This window comes from Hymenobacter miniatus (assembly GCF_016427455.1).
GTDB classification, from domain to species: domain Bacteria; phylum Bacteroidota; class Bacteroidia; order Cytophagales; family Hymenobacteraceae; genus Hymenobacter; species Hymenobacter armeniacus.
Genome location: NZ_JAELXR010000008.1, coordinates 50,253 through 71,043 on the forward strand (window position 1 = coordinate 50,253; position 20,791 = coordinate 71,043).

General features: G+C 61.6%; 22 protein-coding genes. 12 read left to right on the forward strand and 10 right to left on the reverse strand.

The window, feature by feature from the left end:
* Nucleotides 1–20 precede the first annotated feature (20 nt).
* Nucleotides 21–713, forward strand: coding sequence for an urease accessory protein UreF (locus tag JAO73_RS13665; protein ID WP_198977570.1), 693 nt, complete (start codon nucleotides 21–23; stop codon nucleotides 711–713).
* Between the two features lie 15 nt (nucleotides 714–728).
* Nucleotides 729–1,481, forward strand: a complete 753-nt coding sequence (ureG, locus tag JAO73_RS13670; protein WP_198977571.1) for an urease accessory protein UreG — start codon at nucleotides 729–731, stop codon at nucleotides 1,479–1,481.
* Here the strand turns inward: ureG and JAO73_RS13675 are convergent.
* The gene (locus JAO73_RS13675; protein WP_198977572.1) at nucleotides 1,478–2,392 is read right to left on the reverse strand and encodes an urease accessory protein UreD; all 915 of its coding nucleotides are present in this window, start codon (nucleotides 2,390–2,392) and stop codon (nucleotides 1,478–1,480) included. The two genes, ureG and JAO73_RS13675, sit on opposite strands and share 4 nt — an antisense overlap.
* Before the next feature lie 179 nt (nucleotides 2,393–2,571).
* Here JAO73_RS13675 and JAO73_RS13680 point away from each other — a divergent pair, with 179 nt between their 5' ends.
* Together JAO73_RS13680 and JAO73_RS13685 are read left to right on the forward strand one after the other, a co-directional pair.
* Nucleotides 2,572–3,318 (forward strand): J domain-containing protein, encoded by a 747-nt coding sequence (locus JAO73_RS13680; RefSeq protein ID WP_198977573.1) that lies wholly within the window; start codon nucleotides 2,572–2,574, stop codon nucleotides 3,316–3,318.
* 111 nt (nucleotides 3,319–3,429) lie between these two features.
* Nucleotides 3,430–3,930 carry an ankyrin repeat domain-containing protein gene (locus JAO73_RS13685; protein ID WP_190927684.1) on the forward strand — a complete coding sequence of 167 codons (501 nt, stop codon included), beginning with the start codon at nucleotides 3,430–3,432 and terminating at the stop codon, nucleotides 3,928–3,930.
* Here JAO73_RS13685 and JAO73_RS13690 read toward each other — a convergent pair.
* Both JAO73_RS13690 and JAO73_RS13695 read right to left on the reverse strand, forming a co-directional pair.
* The gene (locus tag JAO73_RS13690) at nucleotides 3,927–4,133 is read right to left on the reverse strand and encodes a hypothetical protein (protein WP_198977574.1); all 207 of its coding nucleotides are present in this window, start codon (nucleotides 4,131–4,133) and stop codon (nucleotides 3,927–3,929) included. The two genes, JAO73_RS13685 and JAO73_RS13690, sit on opposite strands and share 4 nt — an antisense overlap.
* 17 nt (nucleotides 4,134–4,150) lie before the next feature.
* Nucleotides 4,151–4,465 carry a hypothetical protein gene (locus JAO73_RS13695; protein ID WP_198977575.1) on the reverse strand — a complete coding sequence of 105 codons (315 nt, stop codon included), beginning with the start codon at nucleotides 4,463–4,465 and terminating at the stop codon, nucleotides 4,151–4,153.
* A 565-nt stretch (nucleotides 4,466–5,030) separates the two neighbouring features.
* Here JAO73_RS13695 and JAO73_RS13700 point away from each other — a divergent pair.
* On the forward strand, nucleotides 5,031–5,747 hold the full coding sequence (locus JAO73_RS13700; protein ID WP_198977576.1) for a TonB family protein: 717 nt from the start codon (nucleotides 5,031–5,033) through the stop codon (nucleotides 5,745–5,747).
* Nucleotides 5,748–5,844: 97 nt separating this feature from the next.
* Here JAO73_RS13700 and JAO73_RS13705 read toward each other — a convergent pair whose 3' ends face one another.
* From JAO73_RS13705 to JAO73_RS13725, 5 genes are all read right to left on the reverse strand, one after another.
* Entirely contained in the window at nucleotides 5,845–6,207 is a 363-nt protein-coding gene (locus tag JAO73_RS13705; protein ID WP_198977577.1) for a DUF1304 domain-containing protein, read from the reverse strand.
* Nucleotides 6,208–6,334: 127 nt separating this feature from the next.
* Nucleotides 6,335–6,784: a hypothetical protein gene (locus JAO73_RS13710; RefSeq protein ID WP_198977583.1), complete on the reverse strand. Its 450-nt coding sequence runs from the start codon at nucleotides 6,782–6,784 to the stop codon at nucleotides 6,335–6,337.
* Between the two features lie 15 nt (nucleotides 6,785–6,799).
* Nucleotides 6,800–8,956 carry a methylmalonyl-CoA mutase gene (gene scpA / locus JAO73_RS13715; protein ID WP_198977585.1) on the reverse strand — a complete coding sequence of 719 codons (2,157 nt, stop codon included), beginning with the start codon at nucleotides 8,954–8,956 and terminating at the stop codon, nucleotides 6,800–6,802.
* Nucleotides 8,957–8,959: 3 nt separating this feature from the next.
* The gene (locus JAO73_RS13720) at nucleotides 8,960–9,466 is read right to left on the reverse strand and encodes a hypothetical protein (protein WP_198977588.1); all 507 of its coding nucleotides are present in this window, start codon (nucleotides 9,464–9,466) and stop codon (nucleotides 8,960–8,962) included.
* A gap of 18 nt (nucleotides 9,467–9,484) precedes the next feature.
* The gene (locus JAO73_RS13725; RefSeq protein ID WP_198977590.1) at nucleotides 9,485–11,266 is read right to left on the reverse strand and encodes a methylmalonyl-CoA mutase family protein; all 1,782 of its coding nucleotides are present in this window, start codon (nucleotides 11,264–11,266) and stop codon (nucleotides 9,485–9,487) included.
* A gap of 199 nt (nucleotides 11,267–11,465) precedes the next feature.
* On the opposite strand from JAO73_RS13725, the gene JAO73_RS13730 reads away from it, so the two are divergent.
* The 6 genes from JAO73_RS13730 to dnaA all read left to right on the forward strand — a co-directional run bounded on the left by JAO73_RS13730 (nucleotide 11,466) and on the right by dnaA (nucleotide 17,940).
* Nucleotides 11,466–12,695 (forward strand): porin family protein, encoded by a 1,230-nt coding sequence (locus JAO73_RS13730; RefSeq protein ID WP_198977592.1) that lies wholly within the window; start codon nucleotides 11,466–11,468, stop codon nucleotides 12,693–12,695.
* Nucleotides 12,696–12,906: 211 nt separating this feature from the next.
* Complete coding sequence (locus JAO73_RS13735) at nucleotides 12,907–14,094, forward strand: outer membrane beta-barrel protein (RefSeq protein WP_198977594.1); 1,188 nt, start codon at nucleotides 12,907–12,909, stop codon at nucleotides 14,092–14,094.
* A 61-nt stretch (nucleotides 14,095–14,155) separates the two neighbouring features.
* Complete coding sequence (locus JAO73_RS13740; protein WP_198977595.1) at nucleotides 14,156–14,929, forward strand: 5'-nucleotidase C-terminal domain-containing protein; 774 nt, start codon at nucleotides 14,156–14,158, stop codon at nucleotides 14,927–14,929.
* 7 nt (nucleotides 14,930–14,936) lie between these two features.
* A complete protein-coding gene (locus JAO73_RS13745; protein WP_198977596.1) occupies nucleotides 14,937–15,269 on the forward strand; it encodes a barstar family protein in 333 nt (110 codons plus the stop codon).
* A gap of 14 nt (nucleotides 15,270–15,283) precedes the next feature.
* On the forward strand, nucleotides 15,284–16,225 hold the full coding sequence (locus JAO73_RS13750; protein WP_198977597.1) for a bifunctional metallophosphatase/5'-nucleotidase: 942 nt from the start codon (nucleotides 15,284–15,286) through the stop codon (nucleotides 16,223–16,225).
* 152 nt (nucleotides 16,226–16,377) lie between these two features.
* On the forward strand, nucleotides 16,378–17,940 hold the full coding sequence (dnaA, locus tag JAO73_RS13755) for a chromosomal replication initiator protein DnaA (RefSeq protein WP_198977598.1): 1,563 nt from the start codon (nucleotides 16,378–16,380) through the stop codon (nucleotides 17,938–17,940).
* 80 nt (nucleotides 17,941–18,020) lie between these two features.
* Here dnaA and JAO73_RS13760 read toward each other — a convergent pair whose 3' ends face one another.
* A complete protein-coding gene (locus tag JAO73_RS13760; RefSeq protein WP_198977599.1) occupies nucleotides 18,021–18,515 on the reverse strand; it encodes a hypothetical protein in 495 nt (164 codons plus the stop codon).
* Between the two features lie 185 nt (nucleotides 18,516–18,700).
* Nucleotides 18,701–19,135, reverse strand: a complete 435-nt coding sequence (locus JAO73_RS13765; RefSeq protein ID WP_190927653.1) for an OsmC family peroxiredoxin — start codon at nucleotides 19,133–19,135, stop codon at nucleotides 18,701–18,703.
* A 138-nt stretch (nucleotides 19,136–19,273) separates the two neighbouring features.
* Between JAO73_RS13765 and JAO73_RS13770 the strand changes: the two genes are divergently transcribed.
* Nucleotides 19,274–20,770 (forward strand): GH3 family acyl-acid amido synthetase, encoded by a 1,497-nt coding sequence (locus tag JAO73_RS13770; protein WP_198977600.1) that lies wholly within the window; start codon nucleotides 19,274–19,276, stop codon nucleotides 20,768–20,770.
* The last annotated feature ends 21 nt before the right edge of the window (nucleotides 20,771–20,791 follow it).

Below are 20,791 nucleotides of genomic sequence, written 5' to 3' on the forward strand. Positions count from 1 at the left end.
TTCAACGACGAGACGCAAATATGCGTCTCTACATCGCCCGCATGCACTTCGCCCGCCTCCTGCACCTCGTCGATTCGGCCATTCCCACCGGCTCGTTCGCCTATTCCTACGGCTTAGAAAGCAGCCTCACGTTCGGGTTAATCACCACGCCGTCCGACCTGCGCAACCATCTCTATTCTTACTTGCAGCAGGCCGGCAGCGCCGAATTGCCATTCATCAATTCTACCTTCCACCTCACCGAGAAAAGCCCCGAATTTCAAACCATCGCCGAAGAATACGACGCCCAACTCTTAGTCCCCAGCCTATACAAAGGCAGCGGCGTGCAGGGCCGCAACTGGCTGAAACTACTGACGACATTCTATCCGGAAGCTGCTTTGGAAACCATTACCAAATGGTTCGAAACTCAGGAAATTCCGCCGCACTTCACGCTGGTGTTCACGCTGGCGTTGCAGCGGGTGGGCTTCGCTTTAGAAGAACTAAAGGCCATGTACCTGCACATGCTCCTACGCGACCAGCTCAGCGCCGCCATTCGCCTCGGGTTTCTGGGGCCGCTGGAGGGGCACCAGCTGCAGCACGATTTCTACGCGGTGTTCGAGCACATTCTGGCGGCGCAGGTGGGGAAGGGGTATAGCCAGGCGACTCGCTCAGCGTTTTTACTGGATGCGGCGCAGGTGCTGCACGAAGACATTTACTCTAAATTATTCCAGAATTAGACTTTCACTTTTATTATGGCTTTTGTCGAAAAACTCGCCCTGCTCCTCCACGGCCACCAACACGAAGCCTACGAATCCCCCGGCAACTTCAACGAGCGCGAAACCCGACGGCTGCCCAGCTACCGCAACTTCCGCAAACGGGCCTTCACGGTAGGCATCGGCGGGCCAGTGGGCACGGGCAAAACAGCACTGCTCAAAGCCCTGTGCGAGCGCATGCGCCACGAGTTCGAACTAGGCGTGGTCACGAATGATATTTTCACCCGCGAAGACGCCGAGTTCCTCATCCGCAACAGCGCGCTGGACGAAAACCGCATTGTGGGCGTGGAGACTGGCGGCTGCCCGCATGCCGCCATTCGGGAGGATATTTCGCTGAACATGGACGCCCTCGAAGGCCTCATGCAGCGCTTCGACAACAAGCTCGATTACCTCTTCGTGGAAAGCGGTGGCGACAACTTGGCCGCCCACTTCAGCCGCGAACTGGTCGACTATTCCATCTACGTCATCGACGTGTCGGGCGGCGACAAAATTCCGCGCAAGGGCGGCCCCGGCATCACGCAGTCGGATTTACTTATTATCAATAAAATCGACCTCAAAGACTTAATCAAAGCCGATTTGGGCGTGATGGAGCGGGACTCGAAGAAGATGCGCGGCGAAGGACCGTTCCTGTTTGCCCGCGCCATTGATGGGCACGGCCTCGATGAGATTATCGGCCACATCAAAGCCGCGAAAGCCCGCGCCCTGGCCGCCGTGCGCGAGGACCGGCGCTAGTATTTCCGCGCCAGTGGGTTGTATCCCAGCAACTCCTCATCGACCAGCGCCGCTAGAATCTGCTCGCACAGCGGCTGCAGGGCCATGCGGCTGTGCGCGGCGGCCCGCAGCACCCACACATTTTCCCGCGCCCGTGCCACCGAAATCATGCAATCTTGGCTGCTGATGTTGAAATGCGGCCTCGTGCTGCCCGGCATTTTTTGCCGCGCCAGAATTTCGCCCAGTTTCTGAAATCGGGCATCATCAGCGCTGCCCACCAGAAATACCGAAAAAAAGGCCTGATACCCGGCGAAATTGGCCGGCGAGGTGGCAATGTTTTCCCCGGGGTTGAACGCAAACCGGTCCAGCACCACCAGCCGACCCGCCACCCGTATGCGCAGCTCCGAATGCATAGACGTGAACGCAAACCGTTCGCCCTGGTCCATGCGGCCCGAGTGGAACCAGTCGACGAGCAGCAGGAGGGAGGTGGGCTGCAGGTGCCACTCCTGCCGCTGGCGGTAGCGGCTCGCGGCTTGCAGCACCACCGGGTCGGGGAAAATGACGGCCAGCGCGTTTTCGCCCAACTCGCCCACGGTGTGCTGCTCGGCCACCGCGCCGTCGATAGAGCGGAAAACCCGGGTACTGGCCTGCGTGCTCAGCAGAAGCCGCGCCCTGGCTCGGACCGAAATGCGCAGCTGGATAACATCGCCCGCCACCAAGCCGCCGCCGTAGCTGCTCAGCACCACGTGGCCGGCACCGCTCGGCGCGGTGGGCTGCAGCAGTTTCAGGGGTTGGATGTTTTTGCAAGTCACCAGCCGCGACTTGCCACGGACTTCGGCCACTTCCAGCGTGCTCCATTCGGGGGCCGACGCCAGAGCCAGAGCCACAGCCGGAGCAGCGGGTTGAGGAAGCAGGGGAGCGGAGCGGGGCATTGGCACGGGCCGCTAAGTACGGTCTGGATGCCGGCTTGCCAAGCCGGCGCCAGTCGAAAATGTTGGCATGTTGGGGCCGGCGGCGGCAAGCCCCGGGGGCAGCCCACAATACCCGCCCCGGGGCTCGCGTTTCAAAACGCCGCGGCACCTGTATTTTAGGGACTTTCCGTGCGAAGCTCATGCAGAACTATTACCGCGTATTGGGCGTGGGCCTCACGGCTACGGCCCAGGAAATTGAGAAAGCCTACTTGCGCCAGCGCACCCGCCTCAAGCGCCTGGCTGCCGCCGACCGCGCCATGAAGGCCCGTCTGGCCGAAGTCGAAACCGGCTACGACATCCTCGGCAATTCCCGCCGCCGCGTGGCCTACGACCTGCTGCTGGCCCAGGAGCCGCCCGTACCGGCCTCTGCCGCCCAGCGCGCCGACGAGCGCATGGCCGGCTGGGCCGTGTGGGCCCGCCGCTTCAATGCCGCCGTGCTGGGCTGCTGCCTGCTGCTGGGCCTCGACTGGGCCCTGCCCTTGCGCCACTACCGGCACGAAACCGTGCGGAGCCGCTTCCCCGTGTCGGTGTCGGCCTCGCTCTCCAGCCCTCAGCTGGCCTACCGGGTGCACACCGAGCACACCACGTTTCGGCTCCCCAGCGCCATTGGCTACCGGGTGCGCGAAGACCAGCGCATCGACGTGTGGCAAACGCCGCTCCTAGGCGTGGTGAGCAAGGTGAGCGCCCCCGACTCGCCCGACGGGCCGGCCCCCTTCCAGCCCTACGGCGGTACCATCTACGGCACGTTCTTCCTGCTGCCGCTGCTGCTGGCCGCCGTGGCGGGCGTGGGCGTGTGGCCCGGCCACCGCGCCGAAACCTACGTGAACACCGCCGCCGTGAGCGGGTTGTTAGCCATCCTCACCCTGGTAGTCCTGTTGTGGTTTTAAGACCAAATGCGGGAAATTCCCTGTGCATGGCAACCCGGCGAAACTCCTCAGGCGGCCAGCCGTTACCGCATACCACGTTCTTTTGCGCCCTCATTGTTTCCTGCCCTCCCCATGGATTTTACTTCCTCCCGCCCCGAAGATTTGCTGTTTGATGCCGCGCGCCGCGGCGACGTGGCGACCCTGCACGAACTGCTGGCCACGGGCCTCGACGTGAACCTGGCCAACAGCAAAGGCTTCACGGCCCTCATCCTGGCGGCGTATGACGACCACTACGATGCCACCAAATTCCTGCTCAACGCCGGCGCCGACCCCAACCGGCAAGACGTGACCGGCAATACGGCCCTGATGGGCGTCAGCTTCAAGGGCTACGCCGACGTGGCCCGCCTGCTCATCGAGCGCGGTGCCAACCTCGACCTGCAAAACGGCAACGGCGGCACGGCCCTCATGTTTGCCACCCTGTTTGGCCGCAACGAGCTGGTGCGCCTTCTGGTGGCCGCTGGCGCCAACAAAGACATCAAAGACGTGCGCGGCCTCACCGCCCTGGCCCTGGCCGGGCAGCAGGGCAACGAAGAAGCCTGGGCTGCGCTGGGCGGCGCCCCGGCCGAGGCCTAGCCTTTGCGGCCCACGCACTGCCCCCGCACCGCCTCCAGCCGCTTCACTAGGGCGGCCACTTCTTGCTCGCTGCCGGTGTGGAGCGCAAGCGTGATGGTGGCGGCAATGCCCGACGGCGCCTTGCCGTCGGCGGCGTCGCGGCGCTTCACCACAAGGTCGTAGTAGCGGCGGCCGCCTTTGTCCTGCTTCGCCGCATAAGTCACGTGCCTACTTCGGCCCATTACTGGGCCAGGGTGAGCTCCATGTCCACGTTTTCGTTGCTTTTGAAGCCCCGGCTGCTGCCCTTTTTGCTGTTGCTCACGGCAATGTTGGTAGCGCTGGCGTGGTCGGGCGTGCGATGCTTCCGAATGGTTTGGCGAAAGCCACAGTCGGCCAGCGACACCCGCACTTCGGTGCGGTCGTCCGGGCTGTTGGGGGCAGCCAGCAGTTGGTTGAGCTGGGCGGTGAGAGCCTTCACCTCGGCCGCTGGGGCTTGAGCAGGGGCTGGGCTGCCCACGAGGAGCGCGCCAGCCAGAAAGAGTACCGATTTACACATGTGCAGAACGGTGAAGCGTGCAAGAAAGGGCGGTAGCTCCAGCCCCGCACGAGTAGGCCCGGTACCCCAGCGTGAGATGTGCGCCAGGGGAAGCCGGTTGCCAAGTGCTACCAAAAATGGTGAACCATCCGTTGCGTATTCCACCGCTTGAAGCCACCAATGTAAGGCGAAGGCCACCGTATTACAGTGAGCAATGCTTGGTATAGTTATATTGCAACTGTGATTGATATTACTGGCCCAAATATTTTTATTCTTAGAATATAGGCCTGCGAATTGCTAAACTATAATTGCGTTATTTGTGGTCTAATGCATTGTAAATAAAACTAGTAAATCGACTGCTGTTGGATTACTCAGCTTAAAAAGCTAAGTTGTTTTTTTAGAGCGTATTAAAGTAACTTGCAGAAAGTGGCTGAGCTTTTTAGATAACTGATGCTTGGTATACGGCTATTTGGTCTATAAATTCGGAAGGGTCACGAAGTAGTGGCTCGGTCGAAGCGCCAACAACAAACGATTGTTGCCAGAAGCCATATTTTCTCTTTCCCTAAAACCCAAATCCCGCCCCGCTATGATGTTCATTACTACGATATTGATGTTTGGCCAAGTGCTGACGGCCCGCCCGCAGCTTGCCTTGGCCCACTCTGCCGAAGCTTCGGCTCACGTCACGGCGCCTGCTGCCACTATCAGTGGCCACGTTGTGACGGATGCAGAAACGCCCCTGCCGGGCGTAGTGGTAACGGTGCAAGGCACTCCCCACGTCACCAGTACCAATGCCACCGGCGATTTTCTGCTGCCGCTGACCGATACCAAATCCGTGCTGGTGTTCAAGTGCCAGGGCTACCGCGACCAGACCGTGGCGGTGTCGGCCTCCCAGCCCCTCACGGTAAAAATGTACGCCCTCAGCCGTGCGGCTTCGCCCGGTAGCGTAGTTGCCTCGGGAACCGATACGGGCGGCAAATCCGAAGTGCTCACGTATTCGGAGGTGCCCCCCACGTTTCCGGGGGGCGACGCGGCCTATCGCAAGTTTGTGAGCCAAAACGCGCATTACCCCGAAGCCGCTTTGGCCAAAGGCCTGTCGGGCACGGTGTTCGTCAGCTTTGTGGTGGACGAGGAAGGGCGCATCACCGACGCGCAGGTGGTTCGTGGCTGCGGCAACGGCTTCGACGAAGAAGCCCTGCGCGTCATCCGCCTCATGCCTTGGTGGAACCCCGGCCGCGTGGCCGGCGACGCCGTGCGGGTATCCAAAACCATGGCTGTGCCATTTGTCTTCCGGGAGCGGCCTTAGTGTAGCACGTCTATCGGTGTAAAAAAAGACCAACGGGGCCGGCGCAAGCTGGCCCCGTTGCTTTGGTGGGTGTAAAGCTGCGTTTGTGGAAAATTCCTCAGGCCAGCCACACCGCGCCCAGTGCCAGCAGCGCCGGCACCGTTTGCACCCACAGAATGCGGCGGCCCGCCGTGGCCGCGCCATAAAGCCCCGCCACTGCCACACAACCCAGAAAGAAGCTCGCCACGTTGCGGTGCCATGCCGGGTCCGATATCAGCAGGGCCCACACCAGCCCGGCGGCCAGAAAGCCATTGTACAGGCCTTGGTTGGCCGCCAGCACTTTGGTGGGCGCGAATAGCTCGGGCCGTAACGAGCGAAAGGTTTTAGGCCCGCGGGTGGTCCAGGCGAACATTTCCAACCACAGGATATACAGATGAATGGCGGCCACGAAGCCGATGAGAACTTGGCTGAGGAGGTGCATGGCGGGAATATAGCAGTTTGGCCAGGCCAACTTACACCGATTCCAGCCGAAACTTTTGCAGCACCCGTTGCTCCTGTTTCGGGGCCAGGGGACGCAGGGCGTTGAGGGCGGCGAAGAGGGGCATGGGCTAAATGATGATAGAAGTACGTATTGTCGTTATTCCAGCAACAGAAAAAGGCCAGCGGGTTTGGCTAATGATAGCAGCTACCTCTGTTGGCAAATCTGCCAGCATCAGTTCGTGCTGAGGACGCGCTATTAAATGATAGCAAGCGTCGAGACGAGCCCCAAGACGAGTTTTGTCAAATGAAAAAAGCCCACGCCGTGCATAATTAACAAAGGAGTCATATTGAACGCCTTTTTCTTTGCTAACATTAGCAACTACCTGCACTTTATTGGCTTCAGGTGTTTCTGGTAATCGGTTAAAATATTCTTGTAACATGGTCAGTGCTTCGTTTGAAGCCGCAACAGAAGCAGGTAGCACACCGCCGGCTGAAGCAAAATGAAGAACATGACCATCAGTGTCAACCGCGAACCAGTCGTAGTCAAAAACCTCTTGGTCAATATCAGAAATTACCATAGATGTTAGAAAAATCTACTCCCCCAGCTTCCCCAGAATCTCCAGCGCCGCCGTGGCGATGACCGTGCCGGGGCCGTACACGCCGGCCACGCCCGCGTCGTAGAGGAACTGGTAGTCTTGGGCCGGAATCACGCCGCCGGCGATGACCAGAATGTCCTCGCGGCCGAGCTCCTTCAACTCCGTGAGCAGCTGGGGCAGCAGGGTTTTGTGGCCGGCGGCGAGGCTGCTCACGCCCACCACGTGCACGTCGTTGTCGGCGGCTTGGCGGGCTACTTCGGCAGGTGTTTGAAAGAGGGGGGCGAGGTCGACGTCGAAGCCCACGTCGGCGAAGCTGGTGGCAATGATTTTGGCGCCGCGGTCGTGGCCGTCCTGGCCCATTTTGGCTACCAGCATGCGGGGGCGGCGGCCTTCGCGGGCCGCAAATTCCTCGGCAGCGGCGCGGGCTTGTTCAAACGCATCGTTGTGGGTCATTTCCTGGGAGTAGACGCCGGCCACGGTGCGTGTGGTGGCCTGGTGGCGGCCGTACTGGGCTTCCAGGGCGTCGGAGATTTCGCCCAGCGTGGCCCGGGCGCGGGCCGCCGTCACGGCCAGGGCGAGGAGGTTGTGGGCATCTTTGCCGGCGTCGGCGGCGAGGTCGTTGAGGCGCACGCCGGCGGCTTCGGTGAGGGCGGCCAGGGCCACTTTCACGGCCACGGGGTCGCGGTCGGCGCGCACTTGCTTGAGGCGGGCAATCTGGCTGGTGCGCACGGCGTCGTTGTCGATGTCGAGTACTTCGACCTCGGTTTTCTCGGTGGTCTGGTACTTGTTCACGCCCACGATGATTTCCTTGCCCGAGTCGATGCGGGCCTGCTTGCGGGCGGCGGCTTCCTCGATGCGCAGCTTGGGCAGGCCGGTTTCGATGGCCTTGGCCATGCCGCCGAGGGCTTCGACCTCCTGAATGAGGGCCCAGGCCTTGTCGGCCAGCTCGTGGGTGAGGGTTTCGACGTAGTAGCTGCCGCCCCAAGGGTCCACGACTTTGGTGATGTCGGTTTCGTGCTGCAGGTAGAGTTGGGTGTTGCGCGCAATGCGGGCCGAGAAGTCGGTGGGCAGGGCAATGGCTTCGTCCAGCGCGTTGGTGTGCAGGCTTTGGGTGCCGCCCAGGGCGGCGGCCAGCGCCTCGATGGTGGTGCGGGCTACGTTGTTGTACGGGTCCTGCTCGGTGAGAGAGTAGCCCGAAGTCTGGCAGTGGGTGCGCAGGGCCAAGCTTTTGGGGTTGGTGGGGTTGAACTGCTGGATGAGCTTGGCCCACAGCAGGCGGCCGGCCCGCAGCTTGGCAATCTCCATGAAGTGGTTCATGCCAATGGCCCAGAAGAAGCTCAGGCGCGGGGCAAACTCGTCAATCTTCATGCCTGCCGCCAAGCCGGCGCGCACGTATTCCAGGCCATCGGCCAGGGTATAGGCCAGCTCCAGGTCGGCGGTGGCGCCGGCTTCCTGCATGTGGTAGCCCGAGATGCTGATGGAGTTAAACTTGGGCATCTTGGCCGCCGTGTAGCTGAAGATGTCGGCGATGATGCGCATGCTCGGGGCGGGCGGGTAGATGTAGGTGTTGCGCACCATGAACTCCTTCAGAATGTCATTCTGAATGGTGCCCGACAGCTTTTCCGGGCTCACGCCCTGCTCCTCGGCCGCCACGATGTAGAAGGCCAGAACCGGTAGCACGGCCCCGTTCATGGTCATGCTCACCGACATCTGGTCGAGTGGAATCTGGTCGAAGAGGATTTTCATGTCCTCCACCGAGTCGATGGCCACGCCGGCCTTGCCCACGTCGCCTTGCACGCGGGGGTGGTCGGAGTCGTAGCCGCGGTGGGTGGCCAGGTCGAAGGCCACGCTCAGCCCTTTCTGCCCGCCCGCCAGGTTGCGGCGGTAAAACGCGTTCGATTCCTCGGCTGTGGAAAAGCCGGCGTACTGCCGAATGGTCCACGGATTCTGCACGTACATGCTGGCGTAGGGCCCGCGCAGGTAGGGCGCCTGCCCCGCCCCAAAGCCCAGGTGGTCGAGGCGGGCCACATCGGCCGCCGTGTAGAAAGGCTTGATGGCGATGCCCTCGGGTGTGAGGGCGGCGGGCTCGGCGACAGCCGGCGCCATCGGTGCCAGAGCCGCGTTGTAAGGAATCGTGGAAAAGTCAGGTTTCATAGATTATTGGGGCGCATTCTCCGCGCAGTTTCGAGCAAAAATTTCCATCGCCCAGGGAAGCTGCCTGGTTTGCTCCCAGCAGGTGTACACAGCTTCGGCCGGATATAGCTTTCCGCTTACGCCAAGGGAGTCGGCAACTTTTAAAAAGTTCGAAAAAACCTTCACTCGATTAGCCGTTTTCCGGCTTATATCAACCACGCCGTAGTCGCCATCGGCGTCATGAAGGAGGATTAATCCTTTTTCGTAATTAATGGAGTCGGGATGGAAAGACAGTTGTTCCTTATTGGAAATAAGACCCCACCTGCTGTAGCCAGGGCTGTTCATACTGGCGCTTTCCGTTGCAATCAGACGGTAGGGGTCCACAATTGGAAGCTGCCACACATCAGCTTCGGTATCGTCGTCAATGTAGAACCGCGGTTTGTCTGGCGTGCGTTGGGAATACCAGTAGCCTGTCGCAAGTGCCATCGGCAGCAGCAGCAGCCCAACCAGTATTTTGCCAGCAGCTCGCATGTCTTGCAATGGTTAATGCTACCGCCCCTGCAGGCGGGCCAGCACTTCCTCGGTGGTGTAGCCCTGCACCTTCATTTCCTTGAAGCCGAACACGCGCACGGCCTCGTGCAGGGTGGCCATGTCGGAACTGAGCAGGGCGGGCGGAATGAAGTGCTGCTTTTCGGTCGGAATCTGATAGATGAAGCGGGCAAATTTCTGGAACTGCTCCGGCGTGGCGTACATCAGCGTGGCCTCTTCGGGCGAGGAGTAGAGCACCGACAGCGTGCCCGGCGGGTGCGAAGCCGCAATTTCGGGCCGCTCGTGGGGCTGCAGCATGTTCAGGAACTGCTCCAGAATAATTTGGTTGGTATTCGTGCCCAGTAGCACCACGGCGGCGCGCTTGCTTTTTTTCTCGCGGCGCTCAAAGTGCAGGGCCGTGGCCAGGCGCAGCACCTCGGTGGGGTAAGCGGCACGCGTCACGTCAAACTCGGCCGAGCGCAGCAGCTTCTTGGGGTGGAAGCTGAACTGCTCCTGCGGATTCTGGAAGCGGTTGGTGCCCACTATCACCTGCTGGCCGCTGGCGATGCGCCGGAACGTCTCGGTGGCCACGGCTTTTATTTCGTCCAGCATCTGGGCCCGCGCCGCCGGCAGCCCGCCCGCGGCTTCCATGCGCTGAAACAGCGTCCAGGCTTCCTGGGCCAGTTGGTCGGTCAAGGTTTCGAGGAAGTAGGAGCCCGCCGCGGGGTCCTGCACCAGGCCCAGGCCGGCTTCTTCGCGCAGCAGCACCGAGAGGTTGCGGGCCAGGCGGGCCGAAAACTCGTTGGCTTCGGCAAACACGCAGTCGAACGCCGCCACGCTCAGCGAGTCGGCGCCGCCCAGCACGGCGCTCATGGCCTCGGTGGTGTGGCGCAGCAGGTTGGTGTGCGGGTCCAGGGTGGTTTGGGCCCACGACGAGGTGAGGGCGTGCACGCGCAAGTTCGCGTGCAGGCTGGCCGGCAGCCCGAAGCCGTGCAGCAGCGTGGCCCACAGCCGGCGCAGGGCCCGCAGCTTGGCCATTTCGGGAAAATAGCTGGGCGCCACGGCCATGTGCACGTGCAGCGTCGCCGCCACCTGCGCCGCGCTGATGTCGTCGGTGGGCAGCTCGGCCAGCAGGGCCGCGGCCGTGTTCAGGCTGAAGGCAATCTGCTGGGTGGCGGTGGCGCCGCGGTTGCCAAAAAAGGCCCCGTTCACAGCCAAAGCCCGGAAGTCGGGCATGGCCGTGGTCAGGCTCACGCAGCGGCGCAGGGCGGCGCGGTAGTCGGCCAGCTCGGCCCCCTCGGGCACAGGGCCGGGGGCAAAGCGCAGAAACCCGCGCAGGGCCGTGCCGGGCGCGGCTTCCACCAACTGGCTGAGCAGGGCGTCGGGGGCGGCCGTCACGGTATAGCCCACAAACGTGGTGGCCAGCGGCAGCATCTCGGCCAGGTAGTGCACGGCAAACTCGCCGGTGCGCGACAGAATGAAGTGCACGCCGTCGGCGCCGCGGGCCAAGGCCGCGGCGGCTTGGTCAATCTGGGGGCGGCCGTCGCCGGCGGTCACCGTGAGCGTGGGCACGTTCAGCCAGGGCGTCACCGGGTGGGGCAGGGGCACCGGTGCCCCGCCCAGGGCCGCCAGCGCTTCGCGGTGGTAAAAGGGCTCCACGCTGAACCCGTCGGGCAGGGGCCAGCGCAGCGTGGCGGGGTCCTGGCCTTTGAGGTCGCGGGCCAGGCGGGCCTGCCATTCGGCGGTGGTAACGGCCGGAAACTCGGCAAAAGAAACGGGCACAGCGGCCGGGGTATCGGACATAAGAGGTAAACCGTGTGGGAATTGGCCGAAGGAATATTGCTGCAACTACGCGCCGGCCCCAAAACAGGCCGAAAGATACCGCCTCGGCCGCGTTGGCGCGTTGGGCGGGGCCCGCCCCAACAAGGCGTGTTGCGCCGTAGCTTTGACGCCAATTGCCTGATTCAATTTTACCTTTTTCCTTATTGTCTACTTCTTCTCGATGCTCTTTAACTACACGAAATCGCTCCTTCTCGCCCTGTTGCTACTAGCTACGGCGGGCGCAGCGCAGGCTCAGAAAAACTTCCGACCGGGCTACGTAGTCCCCCTCAGCGGCGACACGCTCCGCGGCGAAGTAGATGCGCGCGGCGGCCAGCGCATGTCCACTCTGTGTCTATTTCGGCCGGCCGCCGGCGCGGCGCAGGTGCGCTACGCCCCAGCCGAGCTTAAAGCCTATGGCTTGACACGCGGTGACCGGTTCGAAAGCCGCCAGATGCCTGCTCCCGCCACCAACGCGCTGTTTCTGCAGGTGCTGGCCCAGGGCAAGGCCACGCTCTATACGTACGTGGACGAGGATTCGCGGTCACGCTACTTCTTCCGCAAAGCCGACGACAGCGGACCCGTGACCGAGCTCGTGCAAGTCATCCAAAACGTGCGGGGCGACAACGGCCTGGTGCAGGAGCGCAGCTATCCGTTTCGCCAAGTGCTGAGCAAGGCGTTTGCCGATTGCTTTGCCGTGCAGCCGATGTTGAGTCAAGCCGAGCTAACCGACTCTAAGCTGGTGGCCATTTTTGAGCGATACAATAGCTGCGGCCAAGCCGCAGCGCCCGCTCGCTCAATGGCGCGGGTGACAAAGGTGCATTTTGGGCTGCGCGCCGGCGTGCAACAGGCGAACACAACCTACACCGATGGCGTCGAATGGAACCTGAATTCGGGTTTTAGTCCAATGCTAGGCGTCGGGCTGTTGGTAATGCCGGGCACCCTCAACCACAAGTTGGCCTTTAGCTTGGAGGCTTTGCACCAGAAGCAGTCCTATACTACCAGCTACCAGCGAAACAGCGGCTTTATAAACAACAATGACGCGTATGTTGTCGACATTACGATGCAAACGCTACGGGTGCCGCTCATGGTGCGCTACTCGCCCTTGCAGGGACGCGTTCAACCCTACCTACAGGCCGGCGTCGAAACATCGGTGTTGCTCAACACGCACCAAAGCTTGGTGAGTGTCACCAGCCAGCCTCCAGGCGCGACCCGCCCGACCACCAGTGTAAGTGAGGTTGAGATGCGCCGGCTGGGGTTTGGTCCCGCGGTGGGCTTGGGTTTACTGGTGCCGCTGGGCTCTGGTTCGGTGCAGGTAGAGGCGCGCTATAGCAAGCTCGACAATGCTTCTGCGGTTCCAAACATGATTTTCGGCCCCCGCACCACGTCCTTCCTGCTCGGCTATAACTTTTAAGGATTAACGCCCTGCGCAAAATTCCTGCTGAATGTTCCTTGCGCAATGCCTAGGCAAGCTAGGACTCCATCACGCTCTTTCGATTTGCAACACCAATAACAGGATGCACTACTACCGGTTCTCATTTTTTTTCACGTTAGGACTGCTGGCCTTACTCGGCAATGGACGGGCGCAGGCCCAGGTTACTGACCTGTATTTTCGGCCTGGCTACGTGCTGCCCCTCACCGGCGACACCCTGCGCGGGGAGGTAGACGTGTCGAACAGCTCACGGGCGGCTCGTACCTGTCGTTTCCGCGCCACTCCAACCGGTGCCGTTACCAATTATACCCCAGAGCAAGTGCGCGCCTACGGGATTTTTAACGGCAGGCTTTATCAGGCACACTCCGTTGCTACGGACCACACCACGGCCCTCGTAGTTGCGCCGCGTTTTCTGGAAGTATTGGTGCAAGGGCGCGTGACGCTTTATTACTTAGATGATGCCGTGGCCGGCGACCTATTTTATGCCCGCGCGGCCCAGGGCGCGGTGCAGCCGCTGTGGTCGTGGAAGGAAACGGTGTACGACGAGCGGGGCGGCAAATTCGTGCGGCAAAACACCGAGTTCCGCACTACGCTAGGCGCCATGATGGTTGATTGCCCCACCCTACGCTCCCGCGCGGCCACGGTGGAGTACCAACTCCGCAGCCTGGTGGGCCTAGTGCGCGCTTACAACCAATGCGTGGGCGGGCCCCAAGCGGAAGCCCCGGCGCTGGCCAACCGCAAAAGCCACCTCAACCTGACGGCCGTGGTAGGTGGCCAGGCCAGCACGCTGGTGGTGAGCGACAATTCCATCCTCGGCACTATCGAGTCCACCAGCTTTGGAGCCAAACCCGCCCCAGCGGTGGGCTTAGCCCTCGAAGCACATACCTCGCTGCTAAGCAGTCGGCTCACGGTGGTGTTGGAAGCGTTGTATTCTTCGCAGCTCAATGAAGGCGATTATGTCAGCAAGGCCTTTGGCACCAGCTACGGGCAACTGCGTGTGAAAATGGACCAGGTGCGCGTGCCATTGATGGCGCGCTATTCGTTTGCCAACGGCAAAGTGCGCCCCTTCATTCAGGCCGGCCTCGGAACCGCTTTTACGCTTACATCAGAGCAGCAGTACCGGTTTAGCTTCACGGGGCCGCCCAACCTGCAATACTCGTTTTACCGGCCTTTCTTGACGGACTCCAACGGCAACGACAACAGTCGTGGCCTTGAAAACAGCTTGTTGTTTGGAGTGGGGGCCACTACGGCCCGTGCCAACGCCCGCAACCTGGCCCTCGAACTGCGGGGCGAGCGTAGCAACGGTTTCAGCAACGCCGCCGGCATTGCCACCACCTACACGCGCTTCTTCCTGCTGCTGCGCTACGACCTGACAAAATAACGCCCGACGCCGGGCCGTCGGCAAAGAGCCGAACGCCGACTGGGACGTAATTTTACCGATTATGACGATTTCTCCTGCTTTTCGGGGAGCGGCTCTGGCGTTGCTGTGGGCTCCTCTGGTTCTGGTTTCGGGTTGCCAGCGCGCTGCCTATGCTCCCACGGCTCGTTTTGCACCCGTCACGAGCCAGCCGGTGGGCAAAACCCAGGCCGAAGACCCCGCCGCCGCGGCCCTCATCGCGCCCTACCACGACAAGGTGACGGCCCAAATGACCGAAGTGCTGGGCACGGCCCCGCAGCCGCTCACCAAAGGCCCCGGCGAAAACCCGCTGTCGAATTTTGTGGCCGACCTGCAGCGCGAGCGTGCCAGCCGGGAGCTCAAGCAGCCCATTCCGCTGGGCGTGATGACCAACGGCGGCCTGCGCGCCGGCTTTGCCGCCGGCCCCGTCACGCTGGGCTCGGTGTTCGAATTGATGCCGTTTGAGAACGAGCTGGTGGTGCTCGACGCGCCCGGCCCGGTGGTGCAGCAGCTGTTCGACTACGCCGCGCACATCAAGATGGCCGTTTCCGGCGCCACCTACACCGTCACCTTCGATGGCTTGCCCAAGGACATCCGCATCGGCGGCCAGCCCTTCGACGTGAACGACAGCCGCACCTGGCCCATTGCCATTTCCGACTACCTGGCCACCGGCGGCGACAACATGGTGTTTTTCAAAACGCTCGTGCCGCGCCACACCAACGTGCTGCTCCGCACCGCCATCGCCGACCACGTCCGCGACCTGACCAAGGCCGGCCAGCCCGTGGCGGCCAAGGTGGAAGGCCGGGTGAAAGCCAATTAGAAAGACAATGGTCGTGCATATTGACACAGAGCGCATAGCCGACTGGGAGTCATTTCACACCGTTTTCATCGAGGCGTTTGGCTTTTTAGATGGCTATGGCAGAAACATGGATGCATGGATTGACTGCATGTCGACTTTGGATGATGAACCGGGAACAAGTCTGTCAACTTTCCACTGTCCGGTAGGCGAAGTTGTGGTTTTGCATCTCGAACAAGCTGACGCATTGGCTTTAAGAGTGCCACTGATTTTTCAACAAATTTTGGATTGTGCTGCTGTTGTTAACTGGCGCAGAATTGAAGGCGGCCAAAAAGCTATTCTGGCTTTGTCCTACTATAAATAATCGAGTATAATTTAATGACAACTCGCCGCGAATTTCTCCGCAATTCCCTCCTTGGCACCGCCGGCCTGTCCGTGCTGAGCAGCGTGGCCAATGCCGCCCAGGCCGCCACCGCCGCCAAAGCTCCGGTGAAACTCACCATTCTGCACACCAACGACATGCACTCGCGCATCGAGCCCTTCCCCGACAACGGTGGGCAGTGGGCCGGGCTGGGGGGCATGGCGCGGCGCGCGGCGCTCATCAAAGACATTCGGGCCAAAGAAGCCAACGTGCTGCTCTTGGACTCAGGCGACATATTCCAGGGCACGCCGTACTTCAACTTCTTCGGCGGCGAGCTGGAATACAAGCTCATGAGCCAGATGCAGTACGACGCCAGCACCCTCGGCAACCACGACTTCGACAACGGCCTCGACGGCCTGCAGCGCCAACTGCCCAACGCCACTTTCCCCTTCCTCATCGCCAACTACGACTTCTCCAAAACGTCGCTGGCCGGCCGCTTCGCGCCCTACAAGGTGTTCGAGAAGCAGGGCGTCCGCATTGGCGTATTTGGCTTGGGCATTGAACTGGCCGGCTTGGTGGCCGACAAAAACTTCGGGCAGACCGTGTACCTCGACCCCGTGGCCAAGGCCCGGGAAATGGTGACGCAATTGCGCGGCCCCGAAAAGTGCGACCTTGTCATTTGCCTCTCGCACCTCGGCTACAAGTACGAAAGCGCCAAGCTCGACGACCGCAAGCTGGCGGCCCAGGTGTCGGGCATCGACCTCATACTGGGCGGCCACACCCATACGTTCATGGACGCGCCGGAGCCCATTGCCAATCCCGACGGCAAGGCCACGCTCATCAATCAGGTGGGCTGGTCGGGTATCAATCTGGGAAGATTGGACTATGAATTTTCGGCGAAAAATAAGCGACCTGGTTTGGCAAGCGCCAGCGTGGTGCCGGTTCGCGCCGCCTGTTAAAAGCACGACATAAACAAGTGCTTTCAAGCTTTTTTAAGTGCAGAGTTTTCCACAATTTTGTCCCCCTCTAAAAAATTAAGGTGCCGTTGCGGTGCTGTTTTTTCCATTGTTTTTGATGCCGGCTATTGTCCGGAAATTGTCTAACTGCTCTCATGCTCAAAGATTTTCGCACGGTTTGGGCTGGCTGCCTGCGCAGCATCTCGGCGGAAATCGGGGAGCAGAGTTTTAAGACCTGGTTCCAGCCCATTCGGCCCATTGAGCTCAAGGGCAACGTGCTGACCATTGAGGTGCCCAGCGCCTATTTCTACGATTGGCTCGAAGAGCATTACGTGGACGAGCTGCGCCGCGCGCTCTACCAGCAGCTGGGCCCCGAAGGCCGCCTCGAATACAGCGTGGTGGTGGACCAGGGCAACGAGCAGGCGCCGCCGCGTTCCCTGCACCTGCCGCCCACCCGCAAGCAGGCCGCCCCCGACCCGCGCGACACGCCCCAAGGCCCGCCCCCGGCTCCGGTGAACAACCCGCTGGCCGGTAGTGCCCGCGCCGCCAGTGCCCGCTACGTCAATTCCGGCACCGTGCGCGCCGCCCAGCGCAGCAACTTCGGCACCAACGCCTTGGCCGGCGCCGAAACCCTGGCGCCCCCGCGCAACCCCTTCGACACGGTGCGGCCGATGGACGGCAACATCGTGCCTTCCCAACTCAACGGCTCCTACACCTTCGACAATTACATTGAGGGCGACTGCAACCGCCTGGCGCGCTCGGCCGGCCTTGCGGTGGCCAACAAGCCCGGCACCACCAGCTTCAACCCGCTGATGGTGTACGGCGGCGTGGGCCTGGGCAAAACCCACCTAGTGCAGGCCATCGGCAACCACATCAAGGCCACGGCGCCGGAGCGGTTCGTGCTGTATGTATCGGCCGAGAAGTTTACCAACCAGTTCATCGACAGCGTGCAGCGCGCGCAGGTGCAGGACTTCGCCAACTTCTATCTGCAGGTCGATGCCCTGATTCTGGACGACGTGCAGTTTCTGGCCAACAAGGGCAAGACGCAGGAGATGTTCTTCCACATCTTCAACCATTTGCACCAGTCGGGCAAGCAGATTGTGATGACCTCCGACCGGCCGCCCAAGGACCTGCTGGGCCTGGAAGACCGCCTGCTGAACCGCTTCAAGTGGGGCCTGACGGCCGATGTGCAAAGCCCTGACTTCGAGACGCGGGTGGCCATCATCCGCAACAAGATGGAGCAGGACGGCATCGACATTCCACCGGACCACGTGGTAGACTACCTTGCCAACTCGGTGCACACCAACGTGCGCGAGCTGGAAGGCGTCATTGCCTCGCTGGTAGCCCAAAGCAGCCTGAGCCGACGCGATATTGACCTCGAAATGGTGAAGCAGGCCCTGCGCCACATCATTGAGGAGGTGGAGGCCGAAGTGAACCTCGACTTCATTCAGAAGACGGTGGCTGCGTATTTCAACATCTCAGTGGAGCTGCTGAAGGACAAAACTCGCAAGAAAGAAGTGGTGACGGCCCGGCAGGTGGCCATGTACTTTGCCAAGCACCACACCTCGCACACGCTGAAAACCATAGGCTTCCACTTTGGCGGGCGCGACCACACCACGGTCATGCACTCCGTGCAAACGGTGTCGGACCTGGTGGATTCGGATAAGAAATTCCGCGACCAAGTGGAGGAGTTGCGGAAAAAGTTTGCGAAAAAGTAGCCTGTTGGCTGCGACAAAAGGAAAGGGGCTCCTGACACGCGAAGTGTCAGGAGCCCCTTCTCGTTGCTGAAGCCTGCGGGTTAGGCCGCGTTGGTGGGCGTGGTTTCCTGCAGGGGCAGGTTGTGCTTGGCGGCAAACTCACGCACCTGCTCGCGGAAGCTCATTTTGCGGCGCTTGCCTTTCACCTCGCGCAGGTTGAGGGCGTAGATTTCGCCGTCTTTCTGCCGCACGCGCAGGGCCATGGGCTTGAGCTCCAGGGCGGCAATGTTTTCGGCGGCAAACACTTGCTTGGGCCGGAAGAGGCCGTTTTTGTGCACGATGTAACCGGGCGTGAATTCGAGGTAGCTCTGGGTGCCGAAGATGGGCGCGTTGTTTACCAGCACGTAGCCGATGTACACGAGGCTGAATATCAGGAACACCCAGTGCAGGAAGTGGTAGTCGTGCGCGTTGGGGTCGCCCACCATCATAAACAGCACATACACCACCCAGAAAAAGCCAATGGCGAGCTGGCCCCAGAACGGGACGCGGGAGGTGTTGGCGGGGCGGAGGCGGATGCGAGTGGTACCAGTGGGCATGGGGGCAAATTTAGTAGCTAGTTGGTAGTTGTCGGTTATCAGGACGGAAAAGGGCTTTGGGTGCCCAGTAATAAAACGTCATGCTGAGCGCAGCCGAAGCACCTCTCCCGCAATAGTACATGAAGTACTACCACACGCGAGATGCTTCGACTGCGCTCAGCATGACATCTTATTATTGGGCCAGACTACCCCACAAACTTGGCGTCCAGCGTCATTTCGGGCACGGCGCTCAGGGCTTTCGAGACGGGGCAGTTGGCTTTGGCGTCTTCAGCGTGCTTCTGGAAGTCGTCGGCGGTGATGTTGCCGCCGGTCACGTTGCCTTCCACGCTGATGTGGATGCGCTCGATGACGGGGTGGCCGTTGTTGGGGTTCATCGTGACGGTGCTGCTCGTGTTGATGGTGTTCACCGTGTGGCCGTGCTTGGTGAGCACGCTGGTGAGGTACATGGTGTAGCAGCCGGCGTGAGCCGCCCCGATGAGCTCTTCCGGGTTGGTGCCGGGCTTGCCTTCGAAACGGCTGCCAACGGAGTAGGGAGCGTTGAGGAGGCCGCTTTCGGTGGTGAGGGTGCCGTGGCCCTTGATGTCGCCGGTCCAGGCGGCGCTGCCTTTGTGGTCTGCCATGATGATGGTGAGGGGTGAAATGGTGAAAAAGTGAAGTAAGGTAACGGCGGCAAGGTAGGGAGGTTGCCTCGACCGTAGCCAACCGAAAACGCCCAACGTACCTTAGCGGCTCGTCAAACGACGTTAATTACTGAGAGTATGGGATTGAAAGCTACGCTGAGCCGACCGCTGGCCCGCTACATTGCCCGGCGCCACCAGCGCTGGCAGCAGCGCCCCGAAGCCACGCAGCGCGAGTTGCTGACGCGCCTCGTCGCCACAGCGGCCGGCACCACCTTCGGCCGGGCCCACGACCTGGGCGGCGTCCGCACACCCGCCGACCTGGCCCGCCAGGTGCCCGTGCGCGACTACGAGGCCCTGAAGCCCTACTTCGACCGCACCCAGGCCGGCGAGGCCGACGTGCTCTGGCCCGGCCGGCCGCTGTACCTGGCCAAAACCAGCGGCACCACCTCCGGCACCAAGTACATTCCCATCACCCGGGACAGCATCCCCAACCACATCGAGGGCGCCCGCGATGCCCTGCTTTACTACATCTACCGCACCGGCCGCAGCCAGTTCCTGGATGGCAAGCTGATATTCCTGTCGGGCTCGCCGGAGCTGGAGCTGCACCACGGCATTCGCACAGGCCGGCTTTCGGGCATTGCCAACCACCACGTGCCGGCCTACCTGCGCCGCAACCAGCTGCCCAGCTACGCCACCAACGTCATCGAAGACTGGGAAACCAAGCTCGAACGCATCGTGGACGAGACACTGGGGGAGAAAATGACCCTGATTTCGGGTATTCCGCCCTGGGTGCAAATGTATTTCGACCGCCTCACGGCCCGCACCGGCCGGCCAATCAAGGACCTGTTTCCCGATTTCAACCTGTTCGTGTACGGCGGCGTCAACTTTGAGCCCTACCGCGCCAAGCTTTTCGAAAGCATCGGCCGGCCCGTGGACAGCATCGAGCTATTTCCGGCCTCTGAAGGCTTCCTGGCCTTTCAGGACGAGCCCGGCAACCCGGGCCTTCTGCTGCTGCTCAATAGCGGCATCTTCTTCGAATTCGTGCCGGCCGAGCGGTTTTTCGAGCCCGACGCGCCCCGCCTCACCATCGCCGAGGTGGAGCTGAACAAGCAGTACGCCGTCATTCTCACATCCAATGCCGGCCTGTGGGGCTACAGCATCGGCGACACGGTGCGCTTCGTGAGCTTGCGGCCACACCGCGTGGTGGTCACGGGCCGCATCAAGCACTTCCTCTCGGCCTTCGGCGAGCACGTGATAGGAGAGGAGGTGGAGCAGGCCCTACGCGAAACGATGGCGCAATTTCCCGAGGTGGAAGTCATCGAATTCACCGTGGCGCCGCTGGTGAGCGACGACCCCGCCACGCCCTCGCGCCACGAGTGGCTGGTGGAGTTTGCCCGGCCGCCGCTAGATGCGGGGGCTTTTGCCGCCGCCCTCGACACCGCCCTGCGCCGCCGCAACAGCTATTACGACGACTTGCGCAAGGGCAACATCCTCGTGCCGCTACTCCTCACGCCGCTACCAGCCGGCGCCTTTCAGCGCTACATGAAAAGCATGGGCCGCCTGGGCGGGCAGAACAAGGTGCCAAGGTTGGGGAACGATAGGTTAGTGGCGGAGGGGCTGACCAGCGTGGGCTAATATCCGTGCGGAATATTAGTA